At 74.9% G+C, this 12,758-nt stretch carries 11 protein-coding genes and 1 pseudogene; 3 read left to right on the forward strand and 9 right to left on the reverse strand.

Annotated features, from left to right (window positions below; all coding sequences use genetic code 11):
* Positions 1-15: 15 nt before the first annotated feature.
* The 6 genes from purQ to MF406_RS17180 form a co-directional block, all read right to left on the reverse strand.
* Positions 16-729, reverse strand: a complete 714-nt coding sequence (gene purQ / locus MF406_RS17155) for a phosphoribosylformylglycinamidine synthase subunit PurQ (protein WP_242895814.1) — start codon at positions 727-729, stop codon at positions 16-18.
* Positions 726-980 (reverse strand): phosphoribosylformylglycinamidine synthase subunit PurS, encoded by a 255-nt coding sequence (locus tag MF406_RS17160; RefSeq protein WP_242895815.1) that lies wholly within the window; start codon positions 978-980, stop codon positions 726-728. The genes purQ and MF406_RS17160 overlap by 4 nt, the downstream gene beginning before the upstream one ends.
* Before the next feature lie 171 nt (positions 981-1,151).
* Entirely contained in the window at positions 1,152-1,388 is a 237-nt protein-coding gene (locus MF406_RS17165; protein WP_242895816.1) for a YlcI/YnfO family protein, read from the reverse strand.
* 19 nt (positions 1,389-1,407) lie between these two features.
* The gene (locus MF406_RS17170) at positions 1,408-2,364 is read right to left on the reverse strand and encodes a nucleoside hydrolase (RefSeq protein ID WP_242895817.1); all 957 of its coding nucleotides are present in this window, start codon (positions 2,362-2,364) and stop codon (positions 1,408-1,410) included.
* Positions 2,365-2,431: 67 nt separating this feature from the next.
* Positions 2,432-3,562 carry an acyl-CoA desaturase gene (locus MF406_RS17175; RefSeq protein WP_242895818.1) on the reverse strand — a complete coding sequence of 377 codons (1,131 nt, stop codon included), beginning with the start codon at positions 3,560-3,562 and terminating at the stop codon, positions 2,432-2,434.
* Between the two features lie 182 nt (positions 3,563-3,744).
* Entirely contained in the window at positions 3,745-4,689 is a 945-nt protein-coding gene (locus tag MF406_RS17180) for a phosphoribosylaminoimidazolesuccinocarboxamide synthase (RefSeq protein WP_242895819.1), read from the reverse strand.
* Between the two features lie 161 nt (positions 4,690-4,850).
* Between MF406_RS17180 and gndA the strand changes: the two genes are divergently transcribed.
* On the forward strand, positions 4,851-6,404 hold the full coding sequence (gndA, locus tag MF406_RS17185; RefSeq protein WP_256463908.1) for an NADP-dependent phosphogluconate dehydrogenase: 1,554 nt from the start codon (positions 4,851-4,853) through the stop codon (positions 6,402-6,404).
* 98 nt (positions 6,405-6,502) lie between these two features.
* Here gndA and purD read toward each other — a convergent pair whose 3' ends face one another.
* Positions 6,503-7,777, reverse strand: a complete 1,275-nt coding sequence (gene purD / locus MF406_RS17190) for a phosphoribosylamine--glycine ligase (RefSeq protein ID WP_242895820.1) — start codon at positions 7,775-7,777, stop codon at positions 6,503-6,505.
* Positions 7,778-7,895: 118 nt separating this feature from the next.
* Positions 7,896-8,438 (reverse strand): putative immunity protein, encoded by a 543-nt coding sequence (locus tag MF406_RS17195; protein ID WP_242895821.1) that lies wholly within the window; start codon positions 8,436-8,438, stop codon positions 7,896-7,898.
* A gap of 246 nt (positions 8,439-8,684) precedes the next feature.
* Between MF406_RS17195 and MF406_RS17200 the strand changes: the two genes are divergently transcribed.
* On the forward strand, positions 8,685-8,984 hold the full coding sequence (locus MF406_RS17200) for a DUF2249 domain-containing protein (protein WP_242895822.1): 300 nt from the start codon (positions 8,685-8,687) through the stop codon (positions 8,982-8,984).
* A 510-nt stretch (positions 8,985-9,494) separates the two neighbouring features.
* Here MF406_RS17200 and MF406_RS17205 read toward each other — a convergent pair.
* Positions 9,495-11,483 (reverse strand): phosphoenolpyruvate carboxykinase (GTP), encoded by a 1,989-nt coding sequence (locus tag MF406_RS17205; RefSeq protein ID WP_242895823.1) that lies wholly within the window; start codon positions 11,481-11,483, stop codon positions 9,495-9,497.
* A gap of 124 nt (positions 11,484-11,607) precedes the next feature.
* Between MF406_RS17205 and MF406_RS17210 the strand changes: the two are divergent.
* Positions 11,608-12,727 (forward strand): annotated as a pseudogene (locus tag MF406_RS17210) (helix-turn-helix domain-containing protein).
* Positions 12,728-12,758: the final 31 nt, after the last annotated feature.

Below are 12,758 nucleotides of genomic sequence, written 5' to 3' on the forward strand. Positions count from 1 at the left end.
CGTCGCCGTCGGACCTCAGGCGGCGACGAGCGAGCCGAGCACCGAGGCGAACAGCCCCAGCCCGTCGGTCCCCGCGCGGGGGCGGCCCGGCAGGTCCGGCCCGAAGCCCGGCTCGACGGCGTGCTCCGGGTGCGGCATGAGCCCGACGACGTTGCCGCGCTCGTTGCGCACGCCGGCGATGTCCCGCAGCGAGCCGTTGGGGTTGCCGCCGACGTAGCGGAAGACCACCTGTCCCGCCGCCTCCAGCCGGTCCAGGGTGGCGGCGTCGGCGACGAAGCCGCCCTCGCCGTTCTTCAGCGGCACGGTGATGACCTGCCCCGGCGCGAAGGCCGAGGTCCAGGCGGTGCCCACGCTCTCCACCCGGAGCTGCTGGTCCCGGCAGACGAACCGCTGGTGGTCGTTGCGGATCAGCGCGCCGGGCAGCAGGTGCGCCTCGCAGAGCACCTGGAAGCCGTTGCAGATGCCGAGCACCGGCAGCCCGGCGTGGGCGGCCCGGACGACCTCGGCCATCACCGGCGCGTGCGCGGCGATGGCCCCGGCGCGGAGGTAGTCGCCGTAGGAGAACCCGCCGGGCAGGACGACGGCGTCCACCCCCCGCAGGTCCTCCTCGCCGTGCCACAGCCGCACCGGCTCCCCGCCGGCGAGGCGCACGGCGCGGGCGGCGTCGCGGTCGTCCAGGCTGCCGGGGAAGGTCACGACGCCGACCCGGGCGCCGCTCGCCCCGGTCACCGCGGCTGCTCCGCGCGGACCCCGACGACGTCCTCGATGATCGGGTTGGACAGCGTGCTCTCCGCCGCGCGCCGGGCGGCCTCGAGCAGCTCCGGCGTCACCGGCCCGTCGACGCTGAGCTCGAACCGCTTGCCCTGGCGCACCGCGGTGAAGTCCGCCAGGCCCAGGCGCGCGAGCGCCCCGGCGACGGCCTTGCCCTGCGGATCGAGGATCTCCGGTTTCGGCATGACCTCGACGACGATCTGGCCCACTGCAGCGCTCCTGGGACGAGGCGGACGACGGCGGTGCCAGGGTAACCGGTCCGCTCCCCCGCCGGCCGGGGCGTCTCGCGGCGGACGCGCCCCGTGCCTGGGCACACGCGACCGGCCCGCGGACGATCGCCTGCGCCCCGTCGTCGGTGGGGGACCGCTACGGGGCGACGTTCAGCTGGCGCCGCGAGCGAGCTCGTGCTCGACCGCCCGTCGGATCCAGCTGGAGACCGAACGGTCATCGGCGGCGGCACGGCTTCGGACCTCGTTCAGCAGGTCCTCGGGAAACCGCACGGGCACAGGCTGGCTGAGCTTGGCCTGACGGCGGACCGGGGGCCCTTGGGGCGTCTGGTTGTCCGGGTCCGCGTAGAAGCCGTTCTCCTGCTCGGGGGTCATGCTCGTGCTGGTCATCGGTCCTCCCGGTAGCCCGCTACGCCAGGTTACCCACCGCGCCGAGGACCAGGTCCCAGAACCGGTCGACGTCGAGCTCGGTGGCCACCCGGTGGTCCAGCTCCTGGCCGTCGCGGCCGACGAAGTCGGTCACGGTCATCCCGCGGGTGTGCTCCCCGCGCAGCTCCACCGCCACGTGCGCCGGCCGCACCGTCATCACCTCCGGGTCCAGGACGCGGGCGAGCGCGCACACGTCGTGCACCGGCGGCGCCGGGAAGCCCTGCTTGGCCCGGTAGGCCGGGCCAAAGAAGTCGAGCATGTCCACCACGAAGCGGCCCGCCGTCGTGCCGAGGGCGCGGAACCGGGCCACGACCTCCGCCGTCGCCAGCGCCTGGTGGGTCAGGTCGAGCCCGACCATGGTCACCGGCCACGGCGCCGTGAAGACCACGTGCGCGGCCTCGGGGTCGGTGAAGATGTTGAACTCCGCCGCCGCGGTGACGTTGCCCTTGGTGTACCCGCCGCCCATGAGGACGACGGCGGCCACCCGCCCGGCGATGGCCGGCTGGCGGCGCACGGCCGTGGCGACGTTCGTCAGCGGCCCGGTGGGCACGAGCGTGACCGTGCCGGCCGGCCGGGACATGACCGTCTCGACGATGACGTCGACGCCGTGCCGGGGGTCCAGCGGGACCGTCGGCTCGGGCAGCACCGGCCCGTCCAGGCCGGACTCGCCGTGGGTGCGCGGGTCGGTGAGGACCGCGTCGGCGACCAGCGGCCGGTCGCAGCCGGCGGCGACCGGGACGCCGGCGAGCCGGGCGACCGTGGCCACCGCGCGGGCGTTCCGGGTGACCTTGGCCAGCGTCTGGTTCCCGCCGACGGTGGTGATCGCGGCGATGTCCACGCCGGGGTGGCCGGCGGCGACCAGGAGCGCGAGGGCGTCGTCGTGCCCGGGGTCGCAGTCCAGGACGACGGTGGGCCGGGCGGGGGGAGGGACGGTCATGGGGACCACGGTGCCCGGCGGGCGCCGGGGCCAGCAAGCCCTCGCCGTCGCCGGCGGGCGCCGACCCTCAGACCCGGTACTGGGCGGCCAGCGGGCAGGCCCACACGTCCAGCCCGCCGCGGCCGACCCGGTTGATGTAGGCGGTGACGGCCCGGAAGGACTGGGCCATCGAGGTCTCGGTGTACCGCACGCCGAGCTGCTCGCAGTGCGCGCGGACCAGCGGGGCGACCCGGCGCAGGTTGGGCCGGGCCATCGAGGGGAAGAGGTGGTGCTCGACCTGGAAGTTCAGCCCGCCCATGAAGGTGTCGACCCAGCGGCCGCCGGTGATGTTGCGGCTCATCAGAACCTGGCGGCGCAGGAAGTCGATCTTGGTCGTCGGCGGGACGAGCGGCATGCCGATGTGGTTCGGCGCGAACGACAGGCCCATGTAGAGCCCGAAGACGGCGAGCTGGACGGCGACGAAGACCACGGCCTTGCCCGGGGAGAGGACGAGGAAGACCAGCGCGAAGTAGCTCAGCACGCGGACGCTGATGAAGGCCAGCTCGACCCAGCGCCGCTTGACCTCGCCCCGGGACAGCACCCGCTTGATTCCCTGGACGTGCAGGTTGACGCCCTCGAGGAGCAGCAGCGGGTAGAAGAAGTAGCCCTGCTTGGTGGCGAGCCACCGGCCGAGCCGGGTGCGCCGCGCCGCCGCCGCGTCGGGGGTGAACGCCAGCACGCCGGACTCCAGGTCCGGGTCGGCGCCGGTCTTGTTGGGCGCGGCGTGGTGCTTGTTGTGCTTGCGGTTCCACCAGCCCAGGCCCATGCCGGTGAAGAGGTTGACGACGACGAGCGAGACCCACTCGTTCCACTTGCCCGAGACGAAGATCTGGCGGTGGGCGGCGTCGTGGCCGAGGAAGGCGATCTGGGTCATCAGCAGGGCGAGCGCGACGGCGGTGATCACCTGCCACCAGGTGTTGCCGATGAGCACGAAGGCCACGGCGAGCCCGAGGCCGGCCGCGGTGAGGCCGATGAGCTTGGACCAGTAGTAGCCGTACGCGCGGCGCATCAGGCCGGCCTGCTGGACCCGCGCGGTCAGCGCGGTGAAGTCGCTGACCTGGCGCTCGCGCACGCTGCCCGGCGTGCGCCGGGCGCTCGGCCGGGGGTCGGTCGGCTGGGGGCCCGGGGAGGTGTCGGGCTGCTCGAGGGTTTGGCTCATCGCCGCCGCCTGTCTGTCCGTCGAGGGGCACGACCAGGGGCCGCACGGCGTCCTGATCTGGCGCGCCTGTCCCGAGTGTCTCATCGAAACGGCCGGGGCGACAGGGGAACCTACGGGAACGTAGGTCCGGGGGTGGCCGGGGCGCCGCGGTGGACGGCCGGGCGACTGCCGCGGGGCTCGGCTCAGCCCTCGAAGGCCTGCCCGGTGAGGCGCTCGTACGCCTCGACGTAGCGCTCCCGGGTCCGGGCCACGACGTCGGCCGGCAGGGCCGGCGGCGGCGCCCCGCCGTCGCGGTCCCAGCCGGCGGCCGGGGAGCGCAGCCAGTCCCGCACGAACTGCTTGTCGTAGCTCCTCTGCTGCCCGCCCGGGCGCCAGTCCTCCGTGCGCCAGAACCGGGAGGAGTCCGGGGTGAGGACCTCGTCGCCGAGCACGACCGCCGGCTCGCCCGGCTCCGGCGAGGCCCCGAACTCCAGCTTGGTGTCGGCCAGGATGATGCCCCGCTCCGCGGCGATCTCGGCGGCGCGGGCGTATACCGCCAGGGTCCGCTCGCGCAGCTGCCGGGCCACCGGCAGGCCGACCCGGGCGGCCGTCTCCTCGAAGGTGATGTTCTCGTCGTGCTCGCCGACGGCGGCCTTACCGGCCGGGGTGAAGACGGGCTCGGGCAGCCGGTCGCCGTCGTCCAGCCCGGCGGGCACCGGCACCCCGCCCACCGTGCCGCCGGTGCGGTACTCGGCCAGCACCGAGCCGGTCAGGTACCCGCGGACCACGCACTCGATCGGGTACATCTGCAGCCGGCGGCAGACCATCGCCCGGCCGGCGACCGGGGCGGGCACGTCGGTGGACACAACGTGGTTGGGCACGACGTCGGCCAGCTGGTCGAACCACCACAGGCTCATCGCGGTGAGGATGCGGCCCTTGTCCGGGATCGTGGTGGGCAGCACGTGGTCGTAGGCGCTGATCCGGTCCGAGGCGACGACGAGTACCACCTCGCCGCCGGCCGGGGCGCCGGCGTGGGCATCGGCCGGGGCGCCGGCGCCGGCGGGGACGTAGACGTCTCGCACCTTGCCCGAGTAGACGTGCGCCCAGCCCGCCAGCGCGGGGGGCTCGGCACCGGCGGGGCTGCTCATGCCGCCCATCTTGGCGCAGGGCCGGGTCCGGCCCGGGCTCGTCCGCGGACCGGTCACGCCGCCGGGCGCCGCCCGATGCCCCCGACGGGCAGCGCGGGCACGGGGGCCGCGATGCCGCGTAGCGTTCGCCCCGTCAACGGCAGCAGGTCCGAGGAGGAGAGATGGCACGGGAGCAGTCCGTCGGCGCGGCCGACGTCGACAGGGCGTCGGACGTCGGGCGACCGGCCGACGTCGGGCAACCGGCCGACGCCGGGCAAGGGGCCGACGTCGAGAAGCCGGTCGGCGTCGCCGACATCGGGGTGACCGGGCTGGCGGTGATGGGCTCGAACCTGGCCCGCAACTTCGCCCGGCACGGCTACCGGGTGGCGGTGCACAACCGCACCTGGGCCAAGACCGAGGCGCTGGTCGCCGAGCACGGCACGGACGGGACGTTCTACCCCTCGCGCTCGGTGGAGGACTTCGTCGCCTCCCTCGCCAAGCCGCGGGTGGCCGTGATCATGGTCAAGGCCGGCGCCGGCACCGACGCGGTCATCGACCAGCTCGCCGCCGTCATGGAGCCGGGCGACATCATCGTCGACGCCGGCAACGCCCACTTCCCGGACACGGTCCAGCGCGAGGAGGCGCTGCGCGAGCGGGGCATCCACTTCGTCGGCACGGGCGTCTCCGGCGGGGAGGAGGGTGCCCTGAACGGGCCCTCGATCATGCCCGGCGGCACCGAGGAGTCCTACGCCCGGCTCGGCCCGATGCTCGAGGACATCGCCGCCAAGGTCGACGGCGTGCCGTGCTGCACCCACGTCGGGCCCGGCGGCGCCGGGCACTTCGTGAAGATGGTGCACAACGGCATCGAGTACGCCGACATGCAGCTCATCGCCGAGGCCTACGACCTGCTCCGGCAGGGCCTGGGCGCCTCCGCCGCCGAGATCGGGCAGATCTTCGCCGAGTGGAACACCGGGGACCTGGAGTCCTTCCTCATCGAGATCACCGCTGACGTCCTCCAGCACGTGGACGCCGCGACCGGTAAGGCGTTCGTCGACGTCGTGCTGGACCAGGCCGAGCAGAAGGGCACCGGCCGCTGGACGGTGCAGAACGCCCTCGACCTCGGCGTGCCGATCACCGGCATCGCCGAGGCGACCTTCGCCCGCGCGCTGTCCGGGTCAGTCCCGCAGCGCGCGGCCGGCCGGGCCCACCTGCCGGCGCACGCCGCCGGGTGGGAGGTGCACGACCGGGCGGCGTTCGTCGAGGACGTGCGCCTGGCGCTGTACGCCTCCAAGGTCGTCGCCTACTCCCAGGGCTTCGACCAGATCGCCGCGGCCGCCGCGGAGTACGGCTGGGACATCGACCGCGGGGCGATGGCCCGGATCTGGCGCGGCGGCTGCATCATCCGGGCCCGTTTCCTCGGCCGGATCACCGAGGCGTACGAGCGCGACCCGGACCTGCCGCTGCTGCTCGCCGACGAGTACTTCACCGGCGCGGTGGCGAACGGCCTGCCGGCGTGGCGCCGGGTGGTGGCCGGCGCGGCCCAGAACGGGGTGCCCACCCCGGCGTTCTCCTCCTCGCTGGCCTACTACGACGGCGTGCGGGCCGAGCGCCTGCCGGCCGCCCTGATCCAGGCCCAGCGGGACTTCTTCGGCGCGCACACCTACCGCCGGGTGGACGCCGACGGCGTCTTCCACACCCGGTGGTCCGGGGACCGCGGGGAGGAGCGGCAGGACTGAGGAGGCCGGGCGGCGCCGTAGAACGACGGCGCCGCCTGTGCCCGCCGGCGTCGGCGCGAACGGGCCGCCGTCGTCGGTGAGCCGCGCCGGCGCTGGCGTCAGCGGCCGGCGGCGATGTCCGTCCGCAGCTGGGCGCCGGGCAGGTCGATGCGGGCGGCGCCGGCGTAGGCGGCGGCACGCGCGGCGGCGAGGTCGGCGCCGATGCCCACCACCGACAGCACCCGCCCGCCGGCACTGACCAGCCGGCCGCCGTCGTCCCGCGTGCCGGCCTGCAGGACGTGCACGCCCGGGACCTCCTCGGCCGCGCCGACGCCGGTGACCGGGTCCCCGGTGCCGACCTGCCCGGGGTACCCGCGGGCGGCGAGGACGACGGTGACCGCCGCCGCGTCGTGCCAGCGGGGCTCCGGCGCCGCGCCGAGCCCGCCGGTGGCCGCGGCGCGCAGGAGCTGGGCCAGCGGGGAGGCGAGGCGGGCCAGGACCACCTGAGTCTCCGGGTCGCCGAAGCGGACGTTGAACTCCACCACCCGCACCCCGCGCGAGGTGAGCGCGAGGCCGCAGTAGAGGACGCCGGTGAACGGGGTGCCGCGGGCCGCCATCTCGCGGACGACCGGCCGGGCCACCCGGTCCAGCACGTCCTCGACCAGGCCGGGCGGCGCCCACGGGAGCGGGGAGTACGCGCCCATGCCGCCGGTGTTGGGCCCGGCGTCGCCGTCGGCGAGCCGCTTGTAGTCCTGGGCGGGCGCCAGGGGGACCACGTCGGTGCCGTCGCACAGGCAGAAGAGGGAGACCTCCGGGCCGTCCAGGAACTCCTCCACGACGACGGCGGGCGCCCCGCCCGTCGTCGGGTCCCCGCCGTCGCGGGCCAGGCAGGCCCGGGCGTGGCCGAGCGCCGCGTCCCGCTCGGGGGTGACGACGACGCCCTTGCCGGCGGCCAGCCCGTCGTCCTTGACGACGTAGGGCGGGCCGAAGGCGTCCAGGGCGGCGGCGACCTGGTCCAGGTCGGTGCACACGTGCGCCATCGCCGTCGGCACACCGGCCGCGGCCATCACGTCCTTGGCGAAGGCCTTGGAGCCCTCGAGGCGGGCGGCCGCGCCGGTCGGGCCGAAGCACGGGATCCCGGCGGCCCGCACGGCGTCGACGACCCCGGCGACGAGCGGGGCCTCCGGGCCCACCACCACCAGGTCCGCCGCCATCCCCTGGGCCGCGGCCGCCACCGCCGCGCCGTCGAGGACGTCGAGGTCGAGGTTGGTGGCGACGGCAGCGGTGCCCGGGTTGCCCGGCGCGACGACCAGGGCGGTGGTGGCGGGGTCGGCGGCCAGGGCCCGGGCCAGGGCGTGCTCGCGCGCGCCGGACCCGATCAGCAGGATCCTCACGCCGGCGAGGGTAGCGGGCGGTCGCGGCGGCCCGCGGCGGCGCCCACCGGGGCCGGCGCCCGGCCGCTGGTCCGCCGGTCCTTGGGGGCATCGGGCTCTGGGCGGGGAGCCGGCCGGCCTACGGATGCTGCCGCAGCACGGCGTCCAGCGTCTGCATCAGCACGCCGAGCCGGCTGGTGCTCCGGGGCGCCGCGGGGTAACGCCGCAGCACGTCGATCACGGTTGGCGTGGCGCGCCGGCGGGCCTCGTCGATAGCCACCACCGCCGCGGTGCTGCTGTTGCTCGCACCCAGCTCGGCGACGCGGACAGCGGCGGCTGCCGCACGCAGGATGTGGCCGACCTGGGTCGCCTTGGCGATCGGGTGGAGGTAGGCGGCTGCGGCAGCGTCGCCGGCAGCCAGGGCGGCAAGCCGGGCGGGCTCGGTGGCCGCCTCCTTGGCCGCTCGGTGCGCGTCAAGCGCGGTGACGCGCTGCAGCCTCGTCCGGTCCGCGCCGCTCGCGAAGTCCCGGGCGGCATCGAGCGCCACGCGGGGCCGGGGGTCGTCCGGGTACACGTCCTCGAACGCTGGTAGGACCGGCTCCGCGCTCTCCAGGGCGTACCGGGCGACGGCCCGGAGCTCCTTGAGCGTCAGGTCAAAGTCGCCGGTGCCGGGTGTCGTCATGCCTGTGGTCCTTCTCGGCGTGCTCGTCGTGCTCGCGGTGATCGTCGTGGCGCTGCTGCAGGGCCGGCGCGCGCACCGGACGACCGCCGGCGGGCGACCGGCGTCCGGGTCTGCCGCAGCCCGCGGTCAGCGTCGGGGCCTGCCGCAGCCCGCGGTCAGCGTAGGCGTTCACACCGCCACTTTTTCACGGAATTCTCCTTGTCTACCGTGGACGTGGACCATCCCCGAGCACGAAGGACCACTCCCATGGCTGCTGAGCCCATCGAGATCCGCACCGCCGCCCCGCACTCCGGGTGCACCTGCGGCCAGGACGCAGGGATCCCCGTCCTCGACGTGCGTCCGGTGCCGCACGCGATCCGGCACGCGACCGTGTTCGGGGCGCTCGGCGCCATCGCGCCCGGCTTCGCGCTGGACCTCGTCGCCCCGCACAACCCGCTGCCCCTGCTGGCCCAGATCGAGCAGCGCGAGCCCGGTGCCTTCACCGTCGAGTACCTCGAGGAGGGGCCGGAGGCCTGGCGGCTGAGGCTGACCCGCGCGGCCGCGTAGCGGCGCGGCGGCTGGGTGGCAGCATGGCAGGCGCGCCGTCACCGGCCTGGTTTCCGCCCGTCCATGCGGGCCGCGAGGTTCCGGGGAGGCTCCGGAGTAGATTCGGGGCACCACGATCCACTTCCGCAGTAGATGCGAGTGCGCGGCATCCGCTCCGGAGTAGATATCGGGCACATGGCACGCATTCTCTACTCCGCAGGCGATCCCGGTCACCGCAATGAGCTCCGGAGTGGATACCAGTGACCAAAATCCACTCCGGAGTGGATCTCAGCCCTATAGCGCATGCAATCCACTCCGGAGGCAGTTTTCGTCACGGGCGCGGGTGCGCTGTCCACAGGCGCGGGTGCGCCGTCCACAGGCACGGTCTACGGCGCCCCCGGTTGGTCAGCCCACCCCGGCTTGGTCAACCTGCCCCCGGCTTGGTCAACCTGCCACCGACTCGGTCAGCTGGGCCCGGGGCCGGTCCCGCCGGTGAGCCCACCCCCGGCCAGCCAGCCCCGCCCGGGCCGGTCAGCCCTGCGCCGCCAGGCCCAGCCGGTCCCGCAGCGCGGCGAGCTGGCGGGTCATCGCCTCGGGCAGCCGGTCCCCGAGCATCGCGAAGTACTCCTCGGTGAGGTCCGCCTCCGCCGACCAGCGGGCGGGGTCGATCGCGAACAGCTCGGCGAGCTGGTCGTCGGTGAGGTCCAGGCCGTCGAGGTTGAGGTCACCCGGCTCCGGCAGGCGGCCGGCGGCGGCGTCGCGCGCCCCGACCTCGCCGGCCACCCGGCGCAGCGCCCACTCCAGCACCCGGGAGTTCTCCCCGAAGCCGGGCCACAGGTACTTGCCGTCGGCGCCCTTGCGGAACCAGTTCACCTGGAAGATCCGCGGGGCGCGGGAGCCGAGCCGCTCCCCCATCGCCAGCCAGTGCGCCCAGTAGTCGCCCATGTTGTAGCCGCAGAAGGGCAGCATCGCGAAGGGGTCCCGGCGCAGCTCGCCAACCGCCCCCTCGGCCGCCGCGGTCTGCTCGGAGGAGACGGTGGCACCGATGAAGACGCCGTGCTCCCAGTCGTAGGCCTCGGCGACCAGCGGCACGTTGGTCGCCCGGCGCCCGCCGAACAGGATCACGTCGATCGGCACCCCGGCCGGGTCCTCCCACACCGGGGCGATCGACGGCGCCTGGTCGGCCCGGACGGTGAACCGGGAGTTGGGGTGCGCGGCCGGGGTCCCGCTGGCCGGGGTCCAGTCGTTGCCCTGCCAGTCGATCAGGTGCTCGGGGACCTCCTCGGTCAGCCCCTCCCACCACACGTCGCCGTCGTCGGTCAGCGCCACGTTGGTGAAGATGACGTCGTGGTCCAGGGCGGCGACCGCCGTCGGGTTGGTCGACTCCCCGGTGCCCGGCGCGACCCCGAAGAAGCCGGCCTCGGGGTTGATGGCGTGCAGCCGCCCGTCCGGGCCGGGCCGCATCCAGGCGATGTCGTCGCCGATCGTCTCCACCGTCCAGCCGGGGATGGTGGGCCGCAGCATCGCGAGGTTGGTCTTGCCGCAGGCCGAGGGGAAGGCCGCGGCGAGGTGGTAGACGCGCCCGTCCGGGCCGGTGAGCTTCAGGATGAGCATGTGCTCGGCCATCCAGCCCTCGTCGCGGCCGAGGACGGAGGCGATGCGCAGCGCGTAGCACTTCTTGCCGAGCAGGGCGTTGCCGCCGTACCCCGACCCGTAGGACCAGATCTCCCGGGTCTCCGGGAAGTGCACGATGTACTTGGTGTCGTTGCAGGGCCAGGGCACGTCGGGGCGGCGCTCGCCCGTGCCGTCGAGGAGCGGGTAGCCCACCGAGTGCACCGCCGGGACCCAGTCCGCCCCCTGCTCGATCTGGGCCAGGGCCGCGGCGCCCATGCGGGTCATGATGCGCATGGAGGCGACGACGTAGGGCGAGTCGGTGATCTCCACCCCCAGGCGGGACAGCGGCCCGCCGACCGGCCCCATGGAGAACGGGACGACGTACATGGTCCGTCCGCGCATGGCGCCGGCGAAGGCCGCGGCCAGCTCGGCGCGCATCACGCCCGGCTCCGCCCAGTTGTTCGTCGGCCCGGCGTCGACCTCCCGCTCGGAGCAGATGAACGTGCGCGACTCCACCCGCGCGACGTCGGAGGGCGTCGAGCGCGCGAGGAAGCTGCGCGGCCGCCGGGCCGGGTCGAGCCGGACGAACGTGCCCGCCGCCACGAGCTCGTCGGTGATGCGGTCGTACTCCTCCGGGGACCCGTCGCAGACGTAGACCCGATCCGGCAGCGTCAGGGATGCGATCTCCTGCACCCAGCCGGCGAGGGCGGGGTCGGTGATCGGCAGGCCGTCGACGGCGATCGCGGCGGTCTGCGCCGGGGCGCCGGCCTGGGTGCCGGTACGGCCCGGGGCCGGCGTGGGGGCCTGCCCCGGCGCGGCAGCCTCGTCCCGCGCGGGACGCTCAGCCGGCGCGGCCGCCCGGGTCCCGCCGTCGGTCTGGGTCCGGTCCGTCTGGGTCGTGGTCATGCTGCTGTCCTCCGGGATGGGCGCTGGGCGTGGCGGGGTTCCCTTCAACCTTCGGCGCATGCCTCGCCTCCCTTCAACCCGGTCGACGGGAAACTTCTGCAGAAGTTTCGCTATCGTCAACCGCATGGCCGAGCCGGCGTCCTCCTCCCAGCGTCCCAGACCGGGCACCGATCCGCTGGTGCTTGGCCGGCGCATCCGGCACGCGCGCACCGCCCGGGGGCTGACGCTGCGCCAGCTGGCCGACGCCGTCGGCTCCACCACCAGCCAGCTCTCGCTGGTGGAGAACGGCCGGCGGGAGCCGCGGCTCTCCCTGCTCACCGCGATCGGGGAGGCCCTGGGCACCTCGGCGGCCTCGCTGCTGAGCCCGGAACCACCCCCGGACCGGCGCGCCGAGCTGGAGATCGCGCTCGAGCGGGCCCAGCGCGGGCCGCTGTTCGCCGCCCTCGGGGTGCCGCCGGTCCGGCCCGGGCGCCGGCTGCCGATGGACGCCCTCACCTCGCTGGTCGCGCTGCACGGCGAGCTCGAGCGGCGGGCGCGGGCCGCGATCGCGACCCCGGAGGAGGCCCGCCGGATCAACACCGAGCTGCGCCTGGAGATGCAGGCGCGGGACAACTACCTGCCGGAGATCGAGGCGCTCGCCGAGGAGCGGGTCCGCGCCGTCGGCTACGTCGGCGGCGCCCTGACCCACCACATGGTGGCGCAGATGGCCGAGCAGCTGGGCTTCACCATCATCCACGTCGACGACCTGCCGCACTCCACCCGCACCGTGACGGACCTGGAGAACGGGCGCATCTACCTCCCGCCGGCCTCGATCCCGGGCGGGTACGGGCTGCGGTCGCTGGCGCTGCAGGCCATGGCGCACCGGCTCTTCGGGCACGAGCGCCCCCGGGACTACGGCGACTTCCTGCGCCAGCGCCAGGACACGGCCTACTTCACCGCCTGCTGCCTGGTGCCGCGCTTCGCGGCGCTGGAGTTCCTCGAGCGCAAGAAGGCGGCCAAGGACCTGGCCATGGAGGACTTCCGGGACGCGTTCGGGGTCACCCACCACTCCGCGGCGCAGCGGTTCACCAACCTGGCCACCGTGCACCGCCGCGCGCTGGCGGGACCGGTCGTGGCCCAGTGCCAAGATGCACGCCCACGTGCTCAGCCCGCTGCCGTCGGGGACCTTCCCCGGGGTGGACGACACCGAGGTCTACGACTTTCTCGCCCGGCACGCGCCGGGCGGCGGGGACGCCGGGGACTGAACGGGCGGGCCCAGCGAGCGGTCGCCGTCGG

This window comes from Georgenia sp. TF02-10 (assembly GCF_022759505.1).
Lineage (GTDB): Bacteria > Actinomycetota > Actinomycetes > Actinomycetales > Actinomycetaceae > TF02-10.

Excerpts from the sequence above, each read along its gene's own strand:
- MF406_RS17165 (WP_242895816.1), bottom strand. The coding sequence starts at position 1,388 with ATGACCAGCACGAGCATGACCCCCGAGCAGGAGAACGGCTTCTACGCG.
- MF406_RS17170 (WP_242895817.1), bottom strand. The coding sequence starts at position 2,364 with ATGACCGTCCCTCCCCCCGCCCGGCCCACCGTCGTCCTGGACTGCGAC.
- MF406_RS17175 (WP_242895818.1), bottom strand. The coding sequence starts at position 3,562 with ATGAGCCAAACCCTCGAGCAGCCCGACACCTCCCCGGGCCCCCAGCCG.
- MF406_RS17180 (WP_242895819.1), bottom strand. The coding sequence starts at position 4,689 with ATGAGCAGCCCCGCCGGTGCCGAGCCCCCCGCGCTGGCGGGCTGGGCG.
- gndA (WP_256463908.1), top strand. The coding sequence starts at position 4,851 with ATGGCACGGGAGCAGTCCGTCGGCGCGGCCGACGTCGACAGGGCGTCG.
- MF406_RS17195 (WP_242895821.1), bottom strand. The coding sequence starts at position 8,438 with ATGACGACACCCGGCACCGGCGACTTTGACCTGACGCTCAAGGAGCTC.
- MF406_RS17200 (WP_242895822.1), top strand. The coding sequence starts at position 8,685 with ATGGCTGCTGAGCCCATCGAGATCCGCACCGCCGCCCCGCACTCCGGG.
- MF406_RS17205 (WP_242895823.1), bottom strand. The coding sequence starts at position 11,483 with ATGACCACGACCCAGACGGACCGGACCCAGACCGACGGCGGGACCCGG.